This is a genomic window from Agrobacterium sp. K11 (assembly GCF_059429395.1).
In genome coordinates, this window is sequence record NZ_JCAHRB010000003.1 from 885082 (window position 1) to 910185 (window position 25104).

Annotated in this window: 23 protein-coding genes and 1 riboswitch; of the genes, 9 read left to right on the plus strand and 14 right to left on the minus strand. The window is 57.9% G+C overall.

Annotation, left to right across the window (positions count from 1 at the left end):
* Nucleotides 1-68: 68 nt before the first annotated feature.
* From rbfA to AC5SEO_RS09540, 5 genes are all read left to right on the plus strand, one after another.
* Nucleotides 69-485 (plus strand): 30S ribosome-binding factor RbfA, encoded by a 417-nt coding sequence (rbfA, locus tag AC5SEO_RS09520; protein ID WP_065688456.1) that lies wholly within the window; start codon nt 69-71, stop codon nt 483-485.
* A 3-nt stretch (nt 486-488) separates the two neighbouring features.
* Nucleotides 489-1436 carry a tRNA pseudouridine(55) synthase TruB gene (gene truB, locus AC5SEO_RS09525; protein WP_003514295.1) on the plus strand — a complete coding sequence of 316 codons (948 nt, stop codon included), beginning with the start codon at nt 489-491 and terminating at the stop codon, nt 1434-1436.
* 163 nt (nt 1437-1599) lie between these two features.
* Nucleotides 1600-1869, plus strand: coding sequence for a 30S ribosomal protein S15 (gene rpsO / locus AC5SEO_RS09530; RefSeq protein ID WP_003514294.1), 270 nt, complete (start codon nt 1600-1602; stop codon nt 1867-1869).
* Between the two features lie 271 nt (nt 1870-2140).
* Nucleotides 2141-4288 (plus strand): polyribonucleotide nucleotidyltransferase, encoded by a 2148-nt coding sequence (gene pnp, locus AC5SEO_RS09535; protein ID WP_003514278.1) that lies wholly within the window; start codon nt 2141-2143, stop codon nt 4286-4288.
* A gap of 75 nt (nt 4289-4363) precedes the next feature.
* Nucleotides 4364-5380: a class I SAM-dependent methyltransferase gene (locus tag AC5SEO_RS09540; protein WP_003514275.1), complete on the plus strand. Its 1017-nt coding sequence runs from the start codon at nt 4364-4366 to the stop codon at nt 5378-5380.
* Between the two features lie 15 nt (nt 5381-5395).
* Here the strand turns inward: AC5SEO_RS09540 and AC5SEO_RS09545 are convergent, their stop codons facing one another.
* Nucleotides 5396-6340 carry an AEC family transporter gene (locus AC5SEO_RS09545; protein ID WP_013635221.1) on the minus strand — a complete coding sequence of 315 codons (945 nt, stop codon included), beginning with the start codon at nt 6338-6340 and terminating at the stop codon, nt 5396-5398.
* A gap of 532 nt (nt 6341-6872) precedes the next feature.
* On the opposite strand from AC5SEO_RS09545, the gene AC5SEO_RS09550 reads away from it, so the two are divergent.
* Complete coding sequence (locus tag AC5SEO_RS09550; protein WP_003514270.1) at nt 6873-7865, plus strand: adenosine kinase; 993 nt, start codon at nt 6873-6875, stop codon at nt 7863-7865.
* On the opposite strand, the gene AC5SEO_RS09555 is transcribed toward AC5SEO_RS09550, so the two are convergent.
* Nucleotides 7858-8391, minus strand: a complete 534-nt coding sequence (locus tag AC5SEO_RS09555) for an SH3 domain-containing protein (protein ID WP_003514268.1) — start codon at nt 8389-8391, stop codon at nt 7858-7860. The genes AC5SEO_RS09550 and AC5SEO_RS09555 overlap by 8 nt on opposite strands.
* Nucleotides 8392-8571: 180 nt before the next feature.
* Between AC5SEO_RS09555 and AC5SEO_RS09560 the strand changes: the two genes are divergently transcribed.
* A complete protein-coding gene (locus AC5SEO_RS09560) occupies nt 8572-9576 on the plus strand; it encodes a 2-hydroxyacid dehydrogenase (protein ID WP_003514267.1) in 1005 nt (334 codons plus the stop codon).
* 79 nt (nt 9577-9655) lie between these two features.
* Here AC5SEO_RS09560 and AC5SEO_RS09565 read toward each other — a convergent pair whose 3' ends face one another.
* Genes AC5SEO_RS09565 through recF form a run of 3 tightly spaced genes read right to left on the minus strand, consistent with a single transcriptional unit; the run spans nt 9656 to nt 12045 of the window.
* Nucleotides 9656-10132, minus strand: a complete 477-nt coding sequence (locus AC5SEO_RS09565; protein WP_113291287.1) for a GNAT family N-acetyltransferase — start codon at nt 10130-10132, stop codon at nt 9656-9658.
* Nucleotides 10125-10895 (minus strand): molybdopterin-synthase adenylyltransferase MoeB, encoded by a 771-nt coding sequence (locus AC5SEO_RS09570; RefSeq protein ID WP_003514265.1) that lies wholly within the window; start codon nt 10893-10895, stop codon nt 10125-10127. The genes AC5SEO_RS09565 and AC5SEO_RS09570 overlap by 8 nt, the downstream gene beginning before the upstream one ends.
* Nucleotides 10896-10917: 22 nt before the next feature.
* A complete protein-coding gene (recF, locus tag AC5SEO_RS09575; protein ID WP_025592007.1) occupies nt 10918-12045 on the minus strand; it encodes a DNA replication/repair protein RecF in 1128 nt (375 codons plus the stop codon).
* 156 nt (nt 12046-12201) lie between these two features.
* On the opposite strand from recF, the gene AC5SEO_RS09580 reads away from it, so the two are divergent.
* Nucleotides 12202-13314, plus strand: a complete 1113-nt coding sequence (locus AC5SEO_RS09580) for an alpha/beta hydrolase (RefSeq protein ID WP_080799908.1) — start codon at nt 12202-12204, stop codon at nt 13312-13314.
* A 28-nt stretch (nt 13315-13342) separates the two neighbouring features.
* On the opposite strand, the gene nrdF is transcribed toward AC5SEO_RS09580, so the two are convergent.
* From nrdF to AC5SEO_RS09620, 8 genes are all read right to left on the minus strand, one after another.
* A complete protein-coding gene (gene nrdF, locus AC5SEO_RS09585) occupies nt 13343-14317 on the minus strand; it encodes a class 1b ribonucleoside-diphosphate reductase subunit beta (RefSeq protein WP_003514262.1) in 975 nt (324 codons plus the stop codon).
* 16 nt (nt 14318-14333) lie between these two features.
* Nucleotides 14334-16523 carry a class 1b ribonucleoside-diphosphate reductase subunit alpha gene (gene nrdE, locus AC5SEO_RS09590; RefSeq protein WP_075807520.1) on the minus strand — a complete coding sequence of 730 codons (2190 nt, stop codon included), beginning with the start codon at nt 16521-16523 and terminating at the stop codon, nt 14334-14336.
* Nucleotides 16511-16909 (minus strand): class Ib ribonucleoside-diphosphate reductase assembly flavoprotein NrdI, encoded by a 399-nt coding sequence (gene nrdI / locus AC5SEO_RS09595; protein WP_003514252.1) that lies wholly within the window; start codon nt 16907-16909, stop codon nt 16511-16513. The genes nrdE and nrdI overlap by 13 nt, the downstream gene beginning before the upstream one ends.
* A gap of 12 nt (nt 16910-16921) precedes the next feature.
* Nucleotides 16922-17143, minus strand: coding sequence for a glutaredoxin-like protein NrdH (nrdH, locus tag AC5SEO_RS09600; protein ID WP_013635213.1), 222 nt, complete (start codon nt 17141-17143; stop codon nt 16922-16924).
* A 256-nt stretch (nt 17144-17399) separates the two neighbouring features.
* A riboswitch (cobalamin riboswitch) is annotated at nt 17400-17623 on the minus strand.
* Between the two features lie 131 nt (nt 17624-17754).
* Nucleotides 17755-18384 (minus strand): nucleoside triphosphate hydrolase, encoded by a 630-nt coding sequence (locus AC5SEO_RS09605; RefSeq protein ID WP_113291289.1) that lies wholly within the window; start codon nt 18382-18384, stop codon nt 17755-17757.
* A complete protein-coding gene (locus AC5SEO_RS09610; RefSeq protein WP_013635211.1) occupies nt 18381-19163 on the minus strand; it encodes an ATP-binding cassette domain-containing protein in 783 nt (260 codons plus the stop codon). The genes AC5SEO_RS09605 and AC5SEO_RS09610 overlap by 4 nt, the downstream gene beginning before the upstream one ends.
* Nucleotides 19163-20245 carry an ABC transporter permease gene (locus tag AC5SEO_RS09615; protein WP_113291290.1) on the minus strand — a complete coding sequence of 361 codons (1083 nt, stop codon included), beginning with the start codon at nt 20243-20245 and terminating at the stop codon, nt 19163-19165. The genes AC5SEO_RS09610 and AC5SEO_RS09615 overlap by 1 nt, the downstream gene beginning before the upstream one ends.
* Before the next feature lie 223 nt (nt 20246-20468).
* On the minus strand, nt 20469-21491 hold the full coding sequence (locus AC5SEO_RS09620) for a sugar ABC transporter substrate-binding protein (protein WP_003514241.1): 1023 nt from the start codon (nt 21489-21491) through the stop codon (nt 20469-20471).
* 266 nt (nt 21492-21757) lie between these two features.
* Between AC5SEO_RS09620 and AC5SEO_RS09625 the strand changes: the two genes are divergently transcribed.
* Nucleotides 21758-22990: an ROK family transcriptional regulator gene (locus AC5SEO_RS09625; protein ID WP_003514239.1), complete on the plus strand. Its 1233-nt coding sequence runs from the start codon at nt 21758-21760 to the stop codon at nt 22988-22990.
* A 54-nt stretch (nt 22991-23044) separates the two neighbouring features.
* On the opposite strand, the gene recQ is transcribed toward AC5SEO_RS09625, so the two are convergent.
* Nucleotides 23045-24853 carry a DNA helicase RecQ gene (gene recQ, locus AC5SEO_RS09630; protein WP_003514238.1) on the minus strand — a complete coding sequence of 603 codons (1809 nt, stop codon included), beginning with the start codon at nt 24851-24853 and terminating at the stop codon, nt 23045-23047.
* Nucleotides 24854-25104: the final 251 nt, after the last annotated feature.

The following is a 25104-nucleotide window of genomic DNA, read 5'->3' on the forward strand; positions in this document are numbered from 1 at the left end:
GCCGCAAAACAGGACTTTTCTGTCGGGCGCCGGCTTCACCGGCGCTCGCTCCGTTTGAGGCATTACCCATGGCAAAAGCTACATCATCGGTCCCTTCGCAACGCATGCTCCGTGTTGGCGAACAGGTGCGCGCCGCACTGACCCAGATTCTCCAGCGCGGCGAAGTCCGCGACGATCTGATCGAAGGAACCGTCATTTCCATTTCGGAAGTGCGCATGTCTCCCGATCTCAAGATCGCAACCGCTTACGTGACGCCGCTTGGCGTTGCGGATCATACCGACATCATCACGGCGCTCAACCGCCATGCCAAGTTCATGCGCGGCCGCCTCGGCCCGCAGCTGCGGCAGATGAAATACATGCCGGAACTGCGTTTCCGCGACGATACGAGTTTCGACAACTACCAGAAGATCGACGCACTCCTGCGGTCACCGGAGGTGCAGCGCGATCTGGGACCTTCGAACGAAAAAGACGACGAACAGAACTGAAGCATGTCCAAACCACGCAAACAGCAGAACCGCAAACCCAAGGGCCGCCCGATTTCGGGCTGGCTCATTCTCGACAAGCCGCTCGATTTCGGCTCAACCGAAGCCGTTTCCAAGATCAAATGGCTGTTCAACGCCCAGAAGGCAGGTCACGCCGGAACGCTCGACCCCTTGGCGTCCGGCATGCTGCCGATTGCCCTCGGTGACGCCACAAAGACCGTTCCTTACGTCATGGACGGCCGGAAAATCTACGAGTTTACCGTCACCTGGGGTGAAGAACGCGCAACCGACGATCTGGAAGGCGAGGTAGTCAACTCCTCCGACCAGCGCCCGGACGAACAGGCGATCCGCGATATTCTGCCCAATTATACCGGCGTGATCATGCAGACGCCGCCGCAGTTTTCCGCCATCAAGATCGCCGGCGAGCGGGCCTATGATCTGGCGCGTGAAGGCGAAACGGTGGAGATTCCCGCGCGCGAGGTGGAAATTCACCGTCTGACGCTGCTCGCCTGCCCCGACGCTGACACCGCTCATTTCGAAGTGGAATGCGGCAAGGGTACCTATGTGCGGGCGCTTGCGCGCGACATGGGCCGGGATCTCGGTTGTTTCGGTCATATTTCGCAATTGCGCCGTACCATGGTCGCGCCATTCGGCGAGGACATGATGGTACCGCTCGAAACCTTGACGGCGCTCGAAGCCATCGAAGACCGCGACGAGCGGCTTGAAGCGCTCGATGCTTTTCTGATCGACACGGCGGAAGCGCTTTCATCCCTTCCCCACCTCATCATCAATGATGATCAGGCACACCGGCTGAAGATGGGCAATCCGATCCTGCTGCGCGGGCGTGATGCGCCGGCCAATCACCCGGAGGCCTATGCCACTGCGCATGGCAAGCTCATTGCCATCGGCGAGATCGGCGAGGGTGAATTCCGGCCGAAGCGCGTTTTCGGTTGAGACGAGCCTTGAGGGGCGCCGTCAATCGCCTCTTTCAATTGTACCCGGAATAGTTTATAGGCAGCGCCAGCTTGGGCTTTGCCTATGCTGCCGAATGGCCAGAGCTGGACGACATCCCGGCTCTAGGCGTCCCATTTTTCCTTAAAATAGAAAGGATCGTCCGATGTCGATTACTGCAGAGCGCAAAGCCGCCCTCATCAAGGAATATGCAACGAACGAAGGCGACACCGGTTCTCCGGAAGTTCAGGTCGCTATTCTGACCGAGCGGATCAACAACCTGACCGGTCACTTCAAGGACCACAAGAAGGACAACCACTCCCGTCGTGGCCTTCTGACGCTGGTTTCGAGCCGCCGTTCGCTTCTCGACTATCTGAAGAAGAAGGACGAAGCCCGTTACAGCAAGCTGATCGGTGCTCTCGGCATTCGCCGCTAAAACCTTATCCGGCGGGTTTCGCAACGATACCCGCCGGTTTTTATATCTGGCCTTTTGAAGGTCATCTTCAATTTCCGGGCGTTCGCCATAGATGTGGCCCCCGGACGATAAGGCAGCCCCGGATGGGCCGGTGCAGCCTTTTCAACCGCAGACCTGTCATGGGGCAGGATTGCCGGATGCTTGCACCTTGAAAAGCCTCCGGCTGTCTTGCCCGTGATTGCGTCGTTCGTTGCCCCCTCGCAAGGCGGGCATACACAAACAAGGACAAGATATGTTCAATAAACACTCCGTGGAAATCGAATGGGCTGGCCGCCCGCTGAAGCTCGAGACAGGCAAGGTTGCCCGTCAGGCTGACGGCGCCGTCATCGCAACCTACGGCGAGACGATGGTTCTTGCGACGGTGGTTTCCGCAAAGTCTCCGAAGCCGGGACAGGACTTCTTCCCGCTCACCGTGAACTACCAGGAAAAGACCTACGCAGCCGGCAAGATCCCCGGCGGCTATTTCAAGCGCGAAGGCCGTCCGTCGGAAAAGGAAACGCTGGTTTCCCGCCTGATCGACCGTCCGATCCGCCCGCTGTTTCCTGAAGGCTACAAGAACGACACGCAGGTTGTCGTAACGGTCATTCAGCACGACCTCGAAAATGACCCCGACGTTCTGTCGATGGTTGCCGCATCCGCTGCGCTCACACTGTCTGGCATTCCTTTCATGGGCCCGGTCGGCGGCGCGCGCGTTGGCTATATCAACGGCGAATATGTTCTGAACCCGCATCTTGATGAGATGGATGAATCGGTTCTGGATCTGGTTGTTGCCGGCACGCAGGACGCCGTCCTGATGGTGGAGTCGGAAGCCAAGGAACTCAACGAAGACGTCATGCTCGGCGCCGTCATGTTCGGCCATCGCGGCTTCCAGCCGGTTATCGACGCGATCATCAAGCTCGCTGAAGTTGCCGCCAAGGAACCGCGCGAGTTCGAACCGGAAGATTTCTCCGCGCTCGAAAACGAAATGCTCGGCCTTGCCGAAACCGAACTGCGCACCGCCTACAAGATCACCGAAAAGGCTGCCCGTTACGCCGCCGTCGACGCCGTAAAGGCGAAGGTCAAGGCTCACTTCCTGCCGGAAGAAGGCGAAGCGAAGTATAGCCCTGAAGAAATCGGCGCTGTCTTCAAGCACCTTCAGGCGAAGATCGTTCGCTGGAACGTTCTCGACACCAAGAGCCGCATCGATGGCCGCGACCTCTCGACCGTTCGTCCGATCGTTTCGGAAGTTGGCATCCTGCCGCGTACGCACGGCTCGGCGCTGTTCACCCGTGGTGAAACCCAGGCGATCGTTGTTGCGACGCTCGGCACCGGCGAAGACGAACAGTATGTCGACAGCCTGACCGGCATGTACAAGGAACGTTTCCTTCTGCATTACAACTTCCCGCCCTACTCGGTCGGTGAAACGGGCCGTATGGGCTCCCCGGGCCGTCGCGAAATCGGTCACGGCAAGCTCGCATGGCGCGCTATCCGTCCGATGCTGCCGACTGCGGAACAGTTCCCCTACACGCTGCGCGTCGTATCCGAAATCACCGAGTCCAACGGCTCTTCGTCGATGGCAACGGTTTGCGGCACCTCGCTTGCACTGATGGACGCTGGCGTACCGCTGGCCAAGCCAGTTGCCGGTATCGCCATGGGCCTTATCCTCGAAGGCGAGCGCTTTGCGGTTCTCTCCGACATCCTGGGTGACGAAGATCACCTCGGCGATATGGACTTCAAGGTTGCAGGTACTGCCGACGGCATCACCTCGCTGCAGATGGACATCAAGATCGCCGGTATCACCGAAGAGATCATGAAGATCGCTCTGGAGCAGGCACAGGGTGGCCGCAAGCACATCCTCGGCGAGATGGCGAATGCCATCACCGAGAGCCGCGGCCAGCTTGGCGAATTCGCACCGCGCATCGAAGTGATGAACATTCCGGTCGACAAGATCCGTGAAGTCATCGGTTCGGGCGGCAAGGTCATCCGCGAAATCGTCGAAAAGACCGGCGCCAAGATCAACATCGAAGACGACGGCACCGTCAAGATCGCTTCTGCTTCCGGCAAGGAAATCGAAGCGGCCCGCAAGTGGATCCATTCGATCGTTGCAGAACCGGAAGTCGGCCAGATCTACGAAGGTACGGTCGTCAAGACCGCTGACTTCGGCGCTTTCGTCAACTTCTTCGGCGCCCGCGACGGCCTCGTTCACATCTCGCAGCTCGCTTCCGAGCGTGTCGCCAAGACCTCCGACGTCGTCAAGGAAGGCGACAAGGTCTGGGTCAAGCTGATGGGCTTCGACGAGCGTGGCAAGGTTCGCCTGTCCATGAAGGTTGTCGACCAGGCAACCGGCAAGGAAGTTGCCGCAGACAAGAAGAAGGAAGATGGCGAAGCCGCTGCCGAGTAAGGCAGCCTCGCCAGACCCTATCGAGGCGCGGGTTTTGCCCGCGCCTTTTTTCTATTCCATCTTGAGGACGCTCCAATGAGCCGTGATGCTGTTAAAACCCTTTTCCATCCCTTTGCCGCAGAGATGCTCGACTTGCCGAAAGAGGGCGAGCGCGTTCTGTTTCTGGGAGCGGAAGCCGGCCCGCGGCTAGACGGTTTTAACGCTGACATCGTCTCGGTTCAGAATTTTCGACCGCTTTACCGGGCTCTTCAGGCGCAGAACGCAGAGGTCACGCCGGATATTTCCGGCGAGGACTACGATGCGGCGTTGCTGCTTTGCGGCAAACATCGCGGCGAAAACGAAAACCGCGTCGCTGAAGCGCTCTCTCGCGTCAAGGCGGGTGGGTTGATCGTGGCGGCGGGATCGAAGGAAGACGGCATCCTGACGCTGCGCAAGACGCTGGCAAAGCTTGGCATCGAGGCGGAATCGACGCCGAAGTACCACGGCGTCGCCCTCTGGTTCAAACGGCCGGAAGACGTTGCATCTGCCGTGTCGAAACTCGCGCAACATTCCGTTACGGTTGCTGGCCGTTTCACCGCCATGCCCGGCATGTTCTCGCATGACCGCGTGGACGATGGCTCGGAGCTGCTCGCGTCGCGCCTGCCGACCGACTTCGACGGCAACGCCGCCGATTTCGGCGCAGGCTGGGGTTATCTCTCGGTCATGCTGGCGGAAAAATCGCCGCGCACGGCGCGTATCGATCTTTTCGAAGCGGACTGGAACGCGCTCGAATTCGCCAAAACCAATCTTCTTGAAAACAATCCGCGACTCACGGCGCGCTTCTTCTGGCAGGACCTTGCAAACGAGCCGCCGAAAGAAAAATACGACCTCATCATCATGAACCCGCCTTTCCACGCGGCAGGACAGGCGGCAGAACCCGCTCTCGGTCAGGCCTTTATCAAGACGGCTGCCGGCGCGCTTCGCAACGGTGGAAAGCTGCTGATGGTCGCCAATCGCGGCATGCCCTATGAGCCGGTGCTGGCGGCGGAATTCCGCACCAGCGCCGAGGTATGCCGCAACGCGCGCTTCAAGATCCTGAGCGCCCAGAAGTAAGCAATTCGAGCATCATCAGCTCAAAAGCCATGCCCACAGCGACACGGAAAGAACACCGGTCGCCGTGGAAATGCTGATTGTGGAGGCCGCAACGCTGTGGCCGATGCCGAAGCGGTTGGCGATCAGCCATGCATTCACCCCTGTCGGCACCGACGAGGTGAGCACGAGGGCAGCTGTCCATTCCCGGCTGAGGCCGAGAGCATGGCCCATGGCCCACACGCAGGCGGGCAGAAGCAGCAGTTTGAAAACCGTCATGGTGACGGCAATCCCCAGATTACCGCGAATGGTGTATTTCGTCAGCGCCATACCGAGCGAGATGAGCGCTGCCGGTCCCGCCATGGACGCGATCTGGTCAACCACGGTCTTGAGGATGGGCGTGAGCGTCACGCCTGAAACATTGGTCGAAAGCCCGATGAAAAGTCCGATCACCAGCGGATTTGTGATGAGGTTGCGGCCGACCTGCCTGAAGACAGAAGCCATGCTGCGCTTTTCGCCGCCCACCGCCTTATGAGTGGCGTTCTCCATCAGGATGGTACCGGCAATCATCATGACCGGCAGATGGATGGCCAGCAGAATGGAGAGGGCGACCAGCCCCTCATCCCCGATGGACCGCCCGACGAGCGGCAGGCCGATGAAGATATTGTTGGCAAAGGCCGAGGATATACCGGCTATGACGGCGATGCGACTATCCTGCTTGAAGATGTACCGCGTGACGATATGCCCAACCGTCCAGGTTACGGCCACGCCGGCGAAATAGGTCAGCCACAGCCGGAAGGGCGACGCGCCATGAAAATTCGCCTCCGCAAGGGTGCGGAAGATCAACGTCGGCACGGCGATCTTGAACACGAAATCGCTGAGAATCTCACCGGCATCAGCTCTGAACAAGCCGGCCTTGACGGTTAGCCAGCCGATCAGGATAAGAATGAAAATCGGAGCGACGTTCGCGGCAACGGCAGACATGGAGGGAGAGCTTTCGCGGCTTTTGCGGGAGATACTCCGCTTTAGAGCCTTTTCCAAGGGAATGGAATCGCGAAAACGCTGCACCCCGATGTTTCATTCAATACGCGACGTAGCTCCGTCAGGTATTTTTGCAGAAAGCCCCTCAAAACCGGTCACTGGATCAAACGGCGCTGCGGTCGGCTTGTCGAGCACCGTCTAATGAAAACCCGCTTGCGGCATTTAAAAAGGGTCGCCGCAAAGGTGGACCAAAAGAAAAAGCGGGGTTTCCCCCGCCTTTTGTCATATCCGTTATACGCCGTCAGTACATCCGTGACGGGGATAACGGGTGAGCCAGAAGACGTCATGTCTTCTATTCTGGTACGTATTCACGCACCGTTTGCTCTGATCGGAGTGATAGCTTAACCACATTACAGGCACATGACGCGTTTCTGTCTCTGGTGGAGAACCGCATATTTTCCCTTTGGGCTTTTCTTGCCGCCAGAATTGTTTAAGACCATTCAAAAATGTGCACCCTGCAAACCGGATAGGGCCTATGACGAAATTCGACGTACTGACTGTCGGCAATGCCATCGTCGACATCATTTCCCGTTGTGATGATCGCTTCCTCAATGATAACGCCATCACCAAGGGCGCGATGAACCTCATCGACGCGGAGCGGGCCGAACTGCTCTATTCGCTGATGGGACCCGCGCTCGAGGCCTCCGGCGGAAGTGCGGGCAACACGGCGGCGGGCGTGGCGAATTTCGGTGGCAGGGCGGCTTATTTCGGCAAGGTGGCCGAAGATCAGCTCGGCGAAATCTTCCAGCACGATATCCGCGCGCAGGGCGTCTATTTCGAAACGAAGCCGGAAGGCACGTTTCCGCCGACTGCCCGCTCGATGATCTTCGTCACGGAAGACGGTGAGCGCTCTATGAACACCTATCTCGGCGCCTGCGTCGATCTCGGTCCGGAAGATGTAGAAGAAGACGTCGTGGCGAACACGAAGGTCACCTATTTCGAAGGTTACCTGTGGGATCCGCCGCGCGCCAAGGATGCCATTCGCGATTGCGCCCGCATTGCGCATGAGAACGGCCGTGAAGTCTCCATGACGCTTTCAGACAGTTTCTGCGTAGGCCGATACCGCGAAGAATTTCTCGACCTGATGCGTTCCGGCACCGTGGACATCGTTTTCGCCAACAAGCAGGAAGCTCTCTCGCTCTATGAAACCGACGATTTCGAGCTGGCGCTGACGAAAATCGCTGCCGATTGCAAGATCGCAGCGGTGACGATGAGCGAAGAAGGCGCCGTTATCCTGCGCGGCACGGAACGCGTGAAGGTAGAAGCCTATCCGGTGTATGACGTGGTCGACACAACGGGTGCCGGCGATCTTTTCGCCGCCGGCTTCCTTTTCGGTTACACGCAGGATCGGTCTCTGGAAGACTGCGGCAAACTCGGCTGCCTTGCTGCTGCAGCCGTCATTCAGCAGGTCGGGCCGCGTCCGATGTCATCGCTCAAGGCGCTGGGCGAGAAAAACGGCCTTATTTAAAGGCCTCGCCGGGATAAGCACCCCAGATTTCACCCTGCGACACCCAGCCTGAGGCCTGACCGGCCTCGGCGCGGCACCAGTCGCCGTTGCATTCACCGATCCTGAAGACGACACCCGGCTCCAGCCGGGCGATGACGGAGGCGCCCGACTGTGCGTCGCGGCGCATGTTCACGTAGACATCCTTGCCCTTGCCGCGCATCCACGGCGCGGCGACGGCCGTGCGCTCGCCGGAGAGCAGCGCCTGGTTAACCCAGCCTTCCGTGCCATCGGCATCGCGGATGCGCCGCCAGTTCTCATATTCCTGAATGATTTCAACCGGCATTCCCGATTTCATATACATCCAGGAAACGGCATAATCCGTGCTGGGTCCGATGCGCATGTTGACGCGCTTGGATTTCAGGCTGACAAAACGCGGCAAAGGCAGGCCGCTTGCGCCTTTGGCAGCGCCTTGCGCCATGGCCTCGTTCGCCACACCAAAGAGGCCCAGAGACAATGCAATGCAAACCATAGAAACCACACTGCGCATGCCCATTTCCGTTTCCTGCCTTCTGCAAACCGGATTAAATTCGAGGAGGCTCGTTTCCACACGCCTCAAGCTTCGGCGAGTTTTATTTGTCTTCGCCGGTGGGTCTGGTAGAAACGCCCTGATTGAAAGAAATTATCGCTCTTTCTGGTTAATGACTTCTGAACAAGGCAGCGGCAAACGATGACCCACAAGAAGAGACCGACAGTCTATATCACCCGCAAATTGCCTGACGTCGTCGAAACCAGAATGCGGGAACTCTTCGATGCCGAACTGAATATCGACGATACGCAGCGCCGCGAGGAAGAGCTTGTGGCCGCCATGCAGCGGGTCGACGTTCTGGTGCCGACCGTCACGGACCGCATCACCGCCGCCATGATCGAGAAAGCAGGGCCGCAACTGAAGCTGATCGCCAGCTTCTCCAACGGCATAGACCATGTGGATGTGGACGCGGCCGCCCGAAAGGGCATCACAGTGACCAACACGCCCAACGTGCTGACCGAAGACAGCGCCGATATCACCATGGCGCTGGTACTGGCCGTGCCGCGCCGCCTGATCGAAGGCACGCGCGTACTTGCCAATGGCGCCGACGAATGGCTGGGCTGGTCGCCGACCTGGATGCTGGGACGGCGCATTTCCGGCAAACGCATCGGCATTGTCGGCATGGGCCGCATCGGTACGGCAGTTGCGCGGCGCGCCAAGGCTTTCGGCCTCTCCATACACTATCACAACCGCAAACGCGTCAACCCGGCGACGGAAGCGGAGCTTGAGGCAACCTATTGGGACAGCCTCGACCAGATGCTGGCGCGGGTGGATATTGTTTCCGTCAATTGCCCCTCCACACCTGCGACCTATCACCTGATCTCGGCACGACGGCTCGCTCTGATGCAGCCGACAAGCTACATCGTCAACACGGCGCGCGGCGATATCATCGATGAGGCGGCAATGATCCAGTGCCTGCGCGACGGAAAGATCGCCGGAGCCGGTCTCGATGTCTACGAGAACGAGCCGGCAATCAATCCCAAGCTCATCAAGCTCGCGAGAGAAGGCAAGGTCGTGCTGCTTCCCCATATGGGCTCGGCAACGATTGAGGGCCGGATCGAGATGGGTGACAAGGTCATCATCAACATCCGCACGCTTTTCGACGGACATCGACCGCCGAACCGGGTGCTGCCGGGGCGGAACTGAACCGGTTCAGACAAGCCGTGTCTGCTCGTGACATGGGACGGAGAAGCAGGCCTTTAAGCGGATCAAAAATTGAGCCGTCTCAGCCGAGGAATTTAGTCATTTCAATCGAAGTCGTGCGGTCATAACCCGGATGGGCGTTTTCAGCGGTTTTGATGAAACCCCAGGCGGCGAATTTCGCATGGTTGCCGACAAGCTCGATGCGCGTTTCCAGCCGCAGCGCCGGTAACGCCAATTCGCGGGCCAATGCTTCGGCCCGTTCCAGAAGCATTTTGCCGATGCCTTTGCCCTGCGCTTTCAGAGAGACGCACAGCTTGCCGACGTAAAGGCAGGCCGGTGGTTCCTGCCGGCAAAACAGGCAGCCAACAATCTCATCACCATCCAGCGCCACGAAAGCGGTCTCCGCCCTCGCCTTCTCCGCGAGATTTTCGAGCGTCAAACGGTGAGCGGACGATGGTGGGTCGATGACGCCGTCCATATAGGCGAAGGACAACATGATAAGCGCAAGCAGCTCCTGCCAGCGCTCGAATTCTTCGCCAATCCTTGTGATCTCAGTCATGTTTTTTTCCAGCAGGGCGGCGCTTGTAACGCACGGTTTCGAAGCGGGCCGACAGGGCGTCATAGAGAAGCAGGCGGCCGACCAATGGCTCGCCGGCTGCGGTGATCACCTTGATGGCCTCCATGGCCATGATCGTGCCGATCACGCCGGTCAAAGCGCCGACGATGCCCGTTTCCGCGCAATTCGGAATAAGCCCCTGCGGCGGTGGCTCGGGAAACAGATCGCGATACCCCGGCAGCAGATTACCATCGGCACCCGCCTCATAGGGTTTCAGCACCGTTACCGAACCATCGAAACGGCCGACAGCGCCCGTTACCAGCGGCCTTTTCGCAGCTTCTGCGGCATCGGCAGCGGCATAACGTGTGTCGAAATTATCAGAACCGTCGATAAGGAGATCGAAGGATGGCAGATGGGTGTGCGCCCAGATCTGCGAAAAACGCTCCTCAAAAACAAGGGTACGCACATGCGGGTTGAGCCGGGCGATGGCTGCGCGGGCGCTTGCCGTTTTCAGCTCACCGATCGTGCCGGTATCGTGAATCACCTGCCGCTGGAGATTGGAAAGGGAGACCACGTCGTCATCGATCAGGCCAAGCGTGCCAACACCGGCTGCAGCAAGATAATGAAGGACAGGCGCGCCGAGGCCACCAGCCCCGATTACCAGCACCCGCGCGGCCTTCAGACGCTGCTGCCCGGAACCGCCGATTTCCGGCAAGAGAATATGGCGCTTGTAGCGTTCGATTTCGTCCGGGCTCAGCGGGTCCATGTCGCACTCCATTTTTTCGCTGTCATGCCGTGATGCCCCCGTGGGAAACATTGAAGAATTGCGCCCTGTTGCCAAGGGCGGAGAACATTGCCGCATCCGTTCCGGTCATGAAACTCTGACCACCGAGCGCGTGAATGAGATCGAACAGAGCCGCCCGCCTGCCCTCATCCAGATGCGCGGCAATTTCGTCGAGCAGCAGAACCGGCGCATGGCCGGTCATATTGGCGGTGAGCTGGGCATGCGCAAGCACCAATCCCACCAGCAGCGCCTTCTGTTCTCCGGTCGAGCAACGCTCTGCCTCCATGTTCTTTTCCGCATGGCGCACGAACAGATCGACACGGTGCGGTCCATCAAGCGTGCGGCCTGCCGCCGCGTCTCGATACCGGCCTTCGCGCAGCATAAGCCTATACTCGTCTTCCAGATCGACAGCCGGCCGGTTGAGCGTGTCGTCCATGAAACCCGAGAGCGCCAGCGCTGCAGAGGGGAAGGCAGCATTGCCGGAACGGCCTTCGATGAGGCTCTTCAAAAGACCCAACATTTCATAGCGCGCGAGCGCCATGGAAATGCCGAGTTCCGCCATCTGCTTCTCGATACCGTCCAGCCAGACCGGATCGAAACGGCCTTCCGAAAGCAGACGGTTGCGGCCGCGCATGGCCTTTTCGAAGTCGCTTGCCCGCCGTCCATGCGCGGGATCGAGCGAGAGCACTAACCGATCGAGAAAACGCCGGCGATCCGAGGATGAACCGGTAAAAAGCCCATCCATGGCAGGCGTCAGCCACAGCACCCGCAGATGATCCGTCAATTCATCGACAGACTTCACCGATGTCCCGTTCAGCCTCAGGCGGCGCGACACTACCTCGCCGTCACCCTCGATCCCGGTTCCGATAGCGACCTCGCCGTCCATGCCGTCGACATCCGCAAAAATCGAAAAACCGGCGGCCTCCGCCCCCACTCGCGTCACATCGGACAGGGTGGCGCGGCGCAGGCCCCTTCCGGGCGAAAGAAACGAAACGGCCTCCAGGAGATTGGTCTTGCCGGAACCGTTGTCACCCGTCAGCACCACGTGGCGGTCATCCAGCGCAAGCGACGCCGCCGCATAGTTGCGGAAGTCCGTGAGTTTCAGCCGTAAAAGCGACACCTTATTCGTCATCTGTACGGCCTAAAACGAACATAGCTGGATAGCAAGGTGGGGAATGCGTCGTCCGCATTGAACATAATGCCACCACACCGCAATCCAGTCTCCAGTAGCAACTTTTTGAGCGGCCGGTTATTTATGCGTGGTCCCTCATTATCGGTAACCCCATCCATGCGCCTGATTTTTTCGCTCCTCCTCGCTTTCAGCCTTCTTTCATCCTGCGCGGGCAGACCGGGGGCGGATGTGTTGCAGGCCATAAACACCAAGACCACCGATACGAAAATCGTGACAGCCTATGTGGCGAGCACGCGGGAGAAAAACAACGAGGCCAAAAAGGGCTTTAGCGCTGGGCGGGCGGCTGAGCTGAATTATGCGCGCTTCGACATTTCCATTCCTCCCAGCCATAAAAGCGGAAATATCGAATGGTCCAAAGGTAAGCCGAACCCGAGCAAGGATTTTGTCGTCACCAAAGCCGATATGCTGACGAAAACGCGCTTCAATTCCGATCTTGGCGACGTCACCCGCTCCGGCAAGCAGATTGCGCTTTTCGTGCATGGCTATAATTACAGCTATCAGGAAGCCTTGTTCCGTGCGGCACAAATGGCAGCCGATGCCAATATGGATGGTGTGCCGCTGGTCTTTTCCTGGCCGTCACAGGCGAGCGTCACCGGTTACGTGGCCGACAAGGAATCAGCGACCTATTCGCGAGACGCGCTGGCCATGGTGCTGACCGACCTTACCAAGCAGACACCGAAAAAAAGCATTGTCGTGTTCGGTCACAGCATGGGCGGCTGGCTGGTCATGGAAGCGCTGCGACAATTGCGCTTCGAAGGCAGGAACGATGTGCTCTCCAAACTACAGGTAGTGCTGGCCGCGCCGGATATCGACGCCGATGTTTTCCGCAAGCAGATCGAGGTGGTGGGAAGGCTCAATCCGCCGCTCACCATTCTCGTCTCCAAGGACGACCGCGCCCTGAAGGCTTCCTCCATCCTGGGGGCCGATGTCACCCGCATCGGCGCGCTGGATGTGACCGATCCTCAAGTGCAGGAAGCCGCCCTGAAAGAGGGCGTTCAGTTCGTTGACATCTCCAAGCTCAAGGCATCGGATCCGCTCAACCACGACCGCTATGCGGCACTCGCGTCGCTGGTGCCACAACTGGAGGCGAGCCGGAACGGCAACGGCGAAAACGGCATAGGCCGCGCGGGTGCCTTTGTGTTCGATGCTATCGGGGCAACGGTATCCAGCCCCTTCCGGCTTGCGAGCCAGGTCGTGAACCCGCAATAACTTTTGCGGGTTCTTGGCGACAACCGGTTCAGAAATCCCAGTCTTCGTCTTCTGTGGCGACCGCCTTGCCGATGACATAGGAAGAGCCGGAGCCGGAGAAGAAGTCGTGGTTCTCGTCGGCATTGGGAGACAGCGCCGAGAGGATCGCAGGATTGACCCGGCAAGCCTCGGGTGGAAACAGCGCCTCGTAACCCAGATTCATCAAGGCCTTGTTGGCGTTGTAATGCAGGAACTGCTTGACGTCTTCCGTCAGGCCAACGCCGTCATAGAGGTCTTGGGTATATTTGGCTTCGTTGTCGTAAAGCTCAAGCAAAAGATCGAAGGCGAAATCCTTGATCTCCTGTTTTTCCGCTTCGCCCAGACGTTCGAGCGCGCGCTGGAACTTGTAGCCGATGTAATAGCCATGCACGGCCTCATCGCGAATGATGAGACGGATCAAATCGGCCGTGTTGGTAAGCTTGGCGCGACTTGACCAGAACATTGGCAGGTAGAAGCCGGAATAGAACAGGAAGCTCTCCAGAAACACGCTGGCGACCTTCATTTTCAACGGATTTCCGCTATCATATTCGCGCATGATGAGCGCGGATTTGCGTTGCAGGAATTCGTTCTCCTCCGACCAGCGATAGGCGTCATCGACGTCAGGCGTGGAGCAGAGCGTCGAGAAGATCGAGGAATAGGAGCGGGCGTGGACCGCCTCCATGAAGGAGATGTTGGAAAGCACCGCCTCCTCGTGCGGCGTCGCCGAATCCGCCATCAGGCGCACGGAACCGACGCCGTTCTGGATCGTGTCCAGCAATGTCAGCCCGGTGAAGACGCGGATCGTCAGGGTCTGCTCTTCCGGCTTCAGCGTTCCCCAAGACGGGATATCGTTGGAGAGCGGCACCTTTTCCGGTAGCCAGAAATTCGATGTCAGGCGATTCCAGACTTCGAGATCCTTGTCATCCTCGATGCGGTTCCAGTTGACCGCGCGAATACGGGACGCGGGTTTTACGGCAATATTCATTGTCTTGTCCCTCAATTCAGAGCGTGCAGGATACGCAGCCCTGAACCTGCGTGCCTTCCAGCGCCATCTGGCGCAAACGGATGTAGTAGATGGTCTTGATGCCTTTTTTCCAGGCGTAGATCTGCGCCCGGTTGATATCGCGCGTCGTTGCCGTATCGCGGAAGAACAATGTCAGCGACAGGCCCTGATCGACATGCTGGGTGGCCGCCGCATAGGTATCTATGATCTTTTCCGGACCGATTTCGTAGGCATCCTGATAATATTCGAGATTGTCGTTCGAAAGGTAGGAAGCCGGATAATAAACACGGCCGATCTTGCCTTCCTTGCGAATTTCAATCTTCGAGACGATGGGATGGATCGAGGAGGTCGAGTGGTTGATATAGGAGATCGAGCCTGTGGGCGGCACGGCCTGAAGGTTCTGGTTATAGAGGCCGGTCTCCATGACGGCCTGCTTCAACGCTTTCCAGTCCTCCTGTGTCGGAATGGAAATGCCGGCTTTCTCAAAAAGGTCGCGGACCTTTTCCGTCGCGGGCAGCCATTCCCGGTCGGTATATTTATCGAAGTAGTCGCCCGAGGCATATTTGGAGTTTTCAAAGCCCTTGAAGCTCTGGCCCCTTTCAGTGGCAAGGCGATTGCTGGCGCGGATGGCGTGATAGGTCACCGTGTAGAAATAGATATTGGTGAAATCGATGCCCTCTTCGGAGCCGTAGAAGATGCGCTCGCGCGCCAGATAGCCATGCAGGTTCATCTGACCAAGCCCGATGGCGTGGCTCGCATCATTGCCCTTTTCCACGGAAGGGACAGACGAGATGTGGCTCATGTCCGAAACGGCCGTCAGCGCCCGGATGGAGGTTTCGATCGTCTTGCCGAAATCAGCCGAATCCATTGCTGAAGCAATGTTGAGCGAGCCGAGATTGCAGGAAATATCCTTGCCCATATGGCTGTAAGAGAGATCGTCGTTGAACTCGCTCGCCTCGCTGACCTGTAGGATTTCCGAGCAGAGATTGCTCATGCTGATACGGCCGGCGATCGGATTGGCGCGGTTAACCGTATCCTCGAACATGATATATGGATAACCGCTTTCGAACTGAATTTCTGCGATGACTTGGAAGAACTCGCGTGCCTTGATCTTCTTCTTGCGGATGCGACTGTCGGCGACCATTTCCTGATATTTTTCGCTGACGGAAATCTCGGTGAACGGCACGCCATAGACCCGCTCAACATCATACGGCGAGAACAGGTACATATCCTCGTTGTTTCTCGCGAGTTCGAAGGTGATATCAGGGATCACCACGCCGAGCGAAAGGGTTTTGATCCGGATTTTTTCGTCGGCGTTTTCGCGCTTGGTATCGAGGAAACGCATGATGTCGGGGTGATGGGCATGCAGATAGACCGCGCCAGCGCCCTGGCGCGCGCCAAGCTGGTTGGCGTAGGAGAACGAATCTTCCAGCAGCTTCATGACAGGAATGACGCCGGAGGACTGGTTTTCGATCTGTTTGATCGGCGCGCCGGCTTCGCGAATATTGGTCAGGGACAGTGCTACGCCACCGCCACGCTTGGAAAGCTGCAATGCTGAATTGATGGACCGGCCGATGCTTTCCATATTGTCTTCCACACGCAGCAGAAAACAAGAAACCAGTTCACCGCGGCTTTTCTTGCCCGCGTTGAGAAAGGTCGGGGTTGCCGGCTGGAAGCGGCCGGAAATGATTTCATCCATCAGATCGCGGGCAAGCTGCTCGTCGCCACGCGCCAGAGCCAGCGCCACCATACAGACGCGGTCCTCATAACGCTCCAGGTAACGCTTTCCGTCGAAGGTCTTCAGCGTATAGGACGTATAATATTTGAAGGCGCCGAGAAATGTCGGAAAACGGAACTTTCTGGCATAGGCCTCGTCGTAGAGGTCACGGACGAAATTGAAGGAATACTGGTCCAGCACCTCCTGTTCGTAATATCCCTCGGTCACGAGATAATCGAGCTTTTCCCTGAGATTATGGAAAAACACCGTGTTCTGGTTGACGTGCTGAAGGAAATATTGCCGTGCCGCAAGGCGGTCCTTGTCGAGCTGGATCTTCCCGTTTTCATCGTAGAGGTTCAGCATCGCGTTCAGCGCGTGATAGTCCAGTCCCGCGTCCAGGTGTTTCTGCGCGGCGGTTACTTGTTGTTTGGCATCCGTGTTGCGCACCGCGCTCGAGGTCAGCGTGTCCAAAATCGTTCCAATCCATGATTGACGTTGGCGACATCTTCCTCCGTGCCGAGAAGCTCGAAGCGGTAGAGAAACGGCACCGCGCATTTACGCGACACGATATCTCCGGCGGATGCGAAAGCTGCGCCAAAATTCGTATTTCCCGCCGCGATGACGCCGCGAATGAGATTTCGGTTTGAGGGCTCGTTCAAAAACCGGATAACCGGTTTCGGTACCGCTCCTTTCATGCCGCCGCCCCCATAGGTGGGGGTGACGAGAACATAGGGCTCCGACACGTGAGGAACGTCTTCCTCGGCGCCGAGCGGCAGGCGAAGCAATCGTCGCCCCAGTTTCTGAAGGAAGCGATGAGTGTTCTCAGACCGGCTGGAATAATAGACGATCAGCCCCATCGCATCGCCTCCTCAGCTGATCGAGCCAATCATGTCCGGACGGAAACCCGCCCAATGGCGCTCGCCGGCAACGACCACGGGAACCTGCATGTAACCAAGGCCGCGAACGCGATCGAGGGCATCCGCATCTTCGGAGATATCGACGATCTCGTAGCTGACACCGATGCGGTCAAGCGCACGATAGGTGGCAGTGCACTGGACGCAGGCGGGTTTGCTGTAAACGGTGACGGTCATTGTTTCCTCTTTCGAAGCCGCTTTTACGCACGGCTCAACATTGCCCGCCTGCAATCGCAAGCGGGTGGCGATGGTTCTGTCATTCTGGCGAGGCGCGCGGCTCAGTCGGCGCAAGATCGCTGTCTACGCCGACGAGCGTAGAAACTTATAAAAATGCACTGGCATGACTTCACCCCGAAGCTTGTTCTGGAGGGGGCAGAAAAGGGCGCACGCAATTCATTTGCGTCATACACCTTCCTTCCGGACACCCCGCCGGTGGACGTTTTCGCTCAAGGCAGGTCTCCTGACTTGCGGGTCAAAACATCCATTCCCACCTTCCCGGAGCTTTTAGCGCCAGTGGCTCAAATCGGAACGACGCTCACCGCTTACAGTTGCGGGGGCAGTTTCGGCATTGCTTCACCATAATGGTGTTGCGCACCGAATTCCCGTCTTAGCTCCCGACGCTTGCGAATCGAAAGAACCTTGAACACCACATATAGTATATGAGGAATTTTTTTCGTCAATAATTAGACATGCGAAAGCCCCACCCTGTGGATCAAAAAGATTCAACACATGGTCAACAAAGGCTTAACGGTGAATGCTCGATGCCGCCTACGGACGGAAGCGGCGGGTTATTCCCAGATATCGATGCGAATATCGGCGGGGCGGGAGTTCTCAATCACCCGCTTTCCGTTGGGAAGATCATTTTCGAACAGTTTGGCGTGAATCTCGGTCGCATCGAGACCATAGCCCTGCCATCTATCCCGCAAGCGTTCCTCGAGCACCGCAACGGATGGGCCTACGAAGACGGTAAGATCGAAGCTGCCGGAAAGCTTCGTCCACGGCGCCTCGTTCAACAGCAGATAGTTGCCTTCGGCAAGGATGAAGCGTGTTTCTGGCGCCATGGCGCGAGCGGAGGCAATGGCTATTTCGCGGGAGCGGTCAAAAACCGGGACAAGAACTTCCTGCCCGCCCTGACGAACTGCGGAGACGATATCAAGAAAGCCGCGCACGTCGAAGGTCTCCGGTGCGCCTTTTCGCGGCAAGAGCCCCCGTTCTTCGAGAATACCGTTATCCATATGGAAGCCGTCCATGGGCAGGACAGCCGCAGCCTCGCCGCGCGCCACGAGGGCACCGCACAGGGCATCCGCCAGCGTGGATTTGCCGGCCCCAGGGGGACCGGCAATGGCAATGATAAAACGAGATTTATCCTCTGCCCGCCGAAGAACGTCTTCGACGATCGTTTCAAGCTTCAACGTCATGCGGCCAGCGTTTCCTTTGGCGCTTCCTTGGCGCCCGTCATGAAGGCGACGGCGTCGGACATGGTATAGTCCTTCGGATTGATGACGCACAAACGCTTGCCCAGCCGATGAATATGAATCCGGTCAGCAACCTCGAAAACATGCGGCATGTTGTGCGAGATGAGAACGATCGGTAGCCCTCGCGCGCGCACATCCAGAATAAGCTCGAGAACGCGGCGGCTTTCCTTGACGCCGAGCGCCGCCGTCGGTTCGTCAAGGATGACGACCTTGGAGCCGAAGGCGGCTGCACGCGCCACCGCAACACCCTGGCGCTGGCCGCCGGAGAGGGTTTCCACCGCCTGATTGATGTTCTGGATCGTCATCAGGCCGAGTTCAGAGAGTTTCTCACGGGCAAACTTTTCCATCGCCGGACGGTCCAGTGCCCTGAACAGGCTTCCCTGAATACCGGGTTTGCGGATTTCACGGCCGAGAAACATATTGTCGGCTATGGACAATGCGGGAGACAGCGCAAGGTTCTGATAAACGGTTTCGATACCAGCCTTGCGCGCCTCGATCGGCGAGCGGAACTGTACCGGCTTGCCTTCCAGCCTGATCTCCCCTTCATCAGGTGTCACCGCACCGGAAATCGCCTTGATGAGAGAGGATTTTCCAGCACCGTTATCACCGATGACGGCGAGGATTTCGCCCGGATAAAGGTCAAAATCGGCATTGTCGAGCGCAGTCACACGACCGTAGCGTTTAACGAGATTGCGTGCTGTGAGGATAGGTTCTTTTGCCATCAGCCTGCTACCTTTCTGATCCACTGGTCGATTGCGACAGCCAAGATGATAAGGACGCCGATCAACAGATAGGTCCATTGTGGGTCTGTTCCGATAAGTCGCAGGCCGAGAGAGAAGACACCGACGATCAGCGCGCCGAAGATCATGCCCATGATCGAGCCGCGTCCGCCAAACAGCGATATGCCGCCGATGACCACTGCGGTGATGGATTCGATGTTGGCGAACTGACCGGCGGTCGGCGATACCGAGCCGATGCGGCCGATGAGAGCCCAGCCCGCGAAGGCGCAGATAAGCCCGGAAAGTGTGTAGACGGTCGTCAGCATGCGCTTGACGTTAACGCCGGCAAGTTCGGCTGCGTCAGGATCATCACCCACTGCATAGAGATGTCGACCCCAGGCGGTGCGGTTCAGCACATACCAGAGCAGGGCAACCAGCAGAACCATCGCAATGACGCCATAGGTGAAGACGGCGCTGCCGATGCGGATATTGTTGCCGAAAAACTGGAGAATGGGCGCCTGTTGGACGATATCCTGTGAGCGGATCGTTTCGTTGGCCGAATAGAGGAAATTGGTGGCCAACACGATCTGCCACATGCCCAGTGTAACGATGAAGGGCGGCAGCCGCATGCGCGAAACCAGCACGCCATTGATAAAGCCACAAAATGCGCCGACTGCGAGACCGCAGATAATCGAGAGTTCGGCAGGCAAACCATAGCGGAACGTAAACTGTCCCATGACGACGGAGGACAGGACCATGATCGCACCGACCGAAAGATCGATACCCGCAGTCAGAATGACCAGCGACTGTGCCGCGCCGACGATGCCGACGATTGCCACCTGCTGAAGGATAAGGGTCAGCGAAAAGGCCGAGAAAAACTTGCCGCCCAGGGTCATGCCGAAGACAGCCAGCGACAACACCAGAACGATCAGCGGTACGGCCGCCGGGCTGGAATGCAGAAAGTGCTGGAATTTTTCAAGCAAACTCTTGTTGTGCGTATCGAAAGCAGCGACCTGGGTCGAACTTCCCGACAGCGCTTTTTCAAATTCATTATGCGGTTGAGCCCGCACTGGCTGATCGCTCATGGATTTTCCTCCCGATCGCTCCATCGCATCAGCCCCGAACCCGGGATTATTTTCCAGAGGGGACAATGCGTAGATTCAAACTGTTGAGAAGCGTGCCTCAGTTACGTCCACGGACGCCGGGCGCGCTCGTTTGTTCCTGTCCGATCACCCAGATCGTTCTTTTTAACCATTCCGGTTCAAGGGCGGGGGCAAATTGCCCCCCGCCGATTTCAACGGTGTAGTATCAGCCCCAGCACTTCTTCAGGCCTTCCTTGGTGTCGATCGAATCGAGACCCTTGACCGGCTTGTCGGTTACCAGCGTTACGCCGGTGTCGAAGAAGTTCTTGCCTGCCGTCGGCTTCGGCTTTTCACCGGTGTCGGCAAACTTCTTGACGGCTTCCACGCCGAGTGCCGCCATCAGCAGCGGGTATTGCTGAGACGTCGCGCCGATCACGCCTTCCGCAACGTTCTTGACACCAGGGCAACCGCCATCGACGGAAACGATCAGAACATCCTTTTCGCGTCCGACGGCTTTCAGCGCTTCGTAAGCACCGGCAGCTGCAGGTTCGTTGATGGTGTGAACGACGTTGATGGTCGGATCCTTCTGCAGCAGATTTTCCATCGCAGAGCGGCCGCCTTCTTCGTTACCGTTGGTAACATCATGACCAACGATACGCTTGTCGTCTTCATCACCAATCTTGTTGATGTCCTTCACGTCGATGCCGAAGCCCTTCATGAAGCCCTGGTTGCGCAAAACATCAACGGTTGGCTGGGAAGGCGTGAGGTTGAGGAAGGCGATTTTCGCGTCCTTGGCCTTGTCGCCGAGGGTGCCGGCAGCCCATTTGCCGATCAGCTCGCCGGCCAGAAGATTGTCGGTAGCGAAAGTGGAGTCAGCGGCATCAACGGGTTCGAGAGGTGTATCGAGGGCGATGACCAGAAGACCGGCATCGCGCGCCTTCTGCACGGCCGGAACGATGCCCTTGGTGTCCGATGCGGTAATCAGGATACCCTTGGAGCCATCGGCAATGCATGTCTCGATCGCGGCCACCTGGCTTTCGGAATCGCCATCGATCTTGCCGGCATAGGACTTCAGCGTCACGCCAAGTTCTTTAGCCTTGGCGGTAGCGCCTTCCTTCATCTTGACGAAAAAGGGATTGGTGTCGGTTTTGGTAATAAGACAAACCGAAGTATCGGCGGCGGACGCGACGGACGCGAAAGAAACGCCGAGCGCAAGCGCGCCCAGAAGAGCGGAAACAGTCGTCTTCATTGTAATCCTCCCATTGAATGTTTGAGTACCGTGACGGTTACCCGACGATCTCGTCTCCTCCGAGAACAGCGACCGTTGACACAGATGGAACCACCAAAGGAAACGGCTGTCAATAAATAAATCCGATTGAATTATTAATTCCGTATGGCATTCTAACAAGCGGCAGGGAGGAATATCGCCGCGTCGTTTAACGTTGCGATAGCAAGATTGCCATAAAGCCTGCATGTATCGGTCGCGGCGGATATGGCGGGCGGGAGGATGAAACTATGAGACAATCTGTCGAGACGGCGCCGCCCGCGCCGTCCACCAACATGGATATGAGCGGCGGCGCCAACCAGATTGGGGTGCGTGCTTATAACGAGCGGCTTGTGCTGTCGCTGGTTCGCCGCCACGGCGGCTTGTCGAAAGCCGAAATATCCAGGCTTTGCGGTCTCTCGGCGCAGACTGTCTCGGTCATCATGCGCTCGCTCGAAAGTGACGGTCTTCTTATTCGTGGCGAAAGACTGCGCGGCAAAGTCGGGCAGCCTTCGACGCCGATGCGCCTCAATCCCGATGCCGTCTTCTCGTTTGGCGTAAAAATCGGCCGTCGCAGCGTCGATCTGGTGCTGATGGATTTCGTCGGCCGGATCAAGCTGAAGCTCCGCAGAACTTACCCCTATCCTATGCCGGAATGGATTTTGCCATTCGTCATCGAGGGTATCACGGAACTCGAATCCAAGCTCTCTCCGGCCGAACGGCAAAAAATTGCCGGTGTCGGCATTGCCGCGCCGTTCGAATTGTGGAACTGGGCGCAGGAGGTGGGCGCGCCGCAGAATGAGATGGAGCGCTGGCGCGACGTCGATATCCGTTCCGAAATTGCGGATGGCGTCAGCTATCCGGTTTTCCTGCAGAACGATGCGACCAGTGCCTGCGGTGCAGAACTGGTTTTTGGTGCAGGCCAGAACTACCCCGATTTTCTCTATATCTTCATCGGATCCTTCATCGGTGGCGGTGTCGTTTTAAACTCCGCACTGTTTTCCGGAAAGACGGGCACCGCCGGTGCAATCGGCCCCTTGCCGGTCCAGGGGCAGGACGGCAACACGGTCCAGCTTCTGAAAATCGCCTCCATCTTCGTTCTGGAAAACATGTTGCGCGAACGCGGCATCGATCCACGTCCCCTGTGGTTCTCGCCGGATGAATGGATCGATTTCGGAGAGCCGCTGGAAAACTGGATTGGAAAAACGGCCGCGGCCCTTGCGCAAGCCGTCATCGCTGCAGCCTCCATCATCGATTTTTCCAGCGTCATCATCGACGGCGGTTTTCCGGATTGGGTCAGAGCAAGAATAGTCTCCGCCACCCGTCTTGCCCTCAAACATCACGATCTTCAGGGTGTTACGCTGCCGGAAATCATTGAGGGAGCAGTCGGCAGCCAGGCCCGGGCTATCGGGGGAGCGAGCCTGCCCCTGTTTTCCCGTTATCTCATCGACCAGAATGTTCTGTTCAAGGACACGACAGGTTGAGGTTTCAGGCCCTGCCGAAATTTCCTGGCGGGACTCTTTGCCGGATTCAAATGGTCACTCGCTGGCGGCATGTTCCATGATAGCCGCCAGAAAAGCAGGGCCGTATCGTTCCAGCTTTGTGTCTCCCACTCCGGGTATCCGCGCCATTTCTCCCACAGAAGCCGGTCTTGCTGCCGCAAGCTCAATGAGTGTCTTGTCGTGAAAAATCACATAGGGCGGAACGTTCTGTGCGCGGGCAATTTCCATGCGCTTCGCACGCAGCGCCTCAAAGAGGCTGCGATCGGCCTCCGGTAAAACAGTGGCGGCGGGCTTGCGAGTCGCCTGTTGTCGCGCCGAACGGGGAGCGGACGGTATCCTCAACATCAGGGACGGCTTTTCGCGCAGGAACCGCCTCCCTTCTTCGGAAATGGACAATCCCCCGTGACCGGCCAGATCAACCTCGATCAGGCGCAGCGCAACCATCTGGCGCAGGATGGCCCGCCAGGTGCGATTGTCGTGCTCTTTGCCGATGCCGTAGGTCGTGATCCGATCGTGACCAAAGCTCGATATCCGTTCATCTTCCATGCCCAGCAATACGCGGATGACATAGGCCTGGCCGAAACGTTCTCCCGTGCGGTAAATGCAGGACAGCAACTTTTGCGCGGCAATGGCACCATCAAACAGGTCCGGCGGTTCCGCACAGGTGTCGCAATTGCCGCAGGGCTCGCAATGGTCGCCGAAATAAGACAAAAGCACCCGCCGACGGCAACCGGCGGTTTCCGCGAGGCCAAGCAACGCATCGAGCTTCCGGCGCTCCATGTTTTTGCGCTGGTCGCCCGCATCCGACTCTTCGATAAAGCGGTTGCGCAATGCGATGTCTTCATAACCGTAAAGCATAAGCACGTCGGACGGCAGACCATCACGGCCGGCACGGCCGGTTTCCTGATAATAGGCTTCGATGCTGCTGGGCAGATCGATATGCACGACGAAGCGCACATCCGGTTTGTCGATGCCCATACCGAAAGCCACGGTTGCAACCATGATGACCGCTTCACCATGCTGGAAGTGGGTCTGGTTCGCCTCGCGGGCGGCCTTGTCCATGCCGGCGTGATAGGGCAGCGCATCACGCCCCTCCTCGCGCAGCCAGGCTGCCGTCTCATCGACCTTGCGTTTGGAAAGGCAATAGACGATGCCGCTTTCGTCCTCGCGACCCGTCAGGAAGCGCTTCAGCTGTGTACGTGGATTATCCTTTTCCATGATCGCATAGCGGATATTTGGCCGATCGAATCCGGCTATGAAGGCGTCGCTTCCGTTGATCCCGAGATGACCCAGAATTTCGGCGCGGGTTGGCTCGTCCGCAGTCGCCGTCAGCGCCATGCGTGGCGTATCCGGAAAGCGCTCGATCAACGTGTCTAGCTGGCGGTACGGGGGACGGAAATCGTGCCCCCACTGCGATAGACAATGGGCTTCGTCGATCGCGATCAGCGACAGGCTGATAGGTTGAAGCGCATTCAGAACATCCGGCTTAAGAAGGGTCTCCGGCGCAGCATAGAGAATATCGACCTTGCCAGCCCGCATATCCTGCCAGAGTGCCCGCCGCTCTTCTGGGGAAAGATCGGAGTTGAGAGCTTCTGCGCGCACACCTGCCTGACGCAAGGCGGCGACCTGATCGACCATCAGCGCGATCAGGGGCGAAACAACCAGCCCCATTCCCTGACGGGCGAGCGCCGGAATCTGGTAACAAAGCGACTTCCCGCCCCCTGTTGGCATCAATACAAATGCATTGTTGCCTGCCATCACATGCCGGATGATTTCGGCCTGCTGTCCACGAAACGTATCGTAGCCATAGACGGTCTTGAGAATCTGCAAGGGATCGGCGGTCACGTTGGCTTTCTTATGAGCTGGACGGTTTACGCATCATGGTCAAATCAGGGGCTATCGCAACGCAGAAAGGCTGAATGAGTCGCAGAAAAAAGAGCGCCAATTGTGAACGATGCGAACTTATATAGGTTTGGATGTTATTTGAGGTATTTCGCAAAAGGAAAACCCCGCAGCTTAAGCTACGGGGTTTTTGTGAAGATGGTTGCGGGGGCAGGATTTGAACCTGCGGCCTTCAGGTTATGAGCCTGACGAGC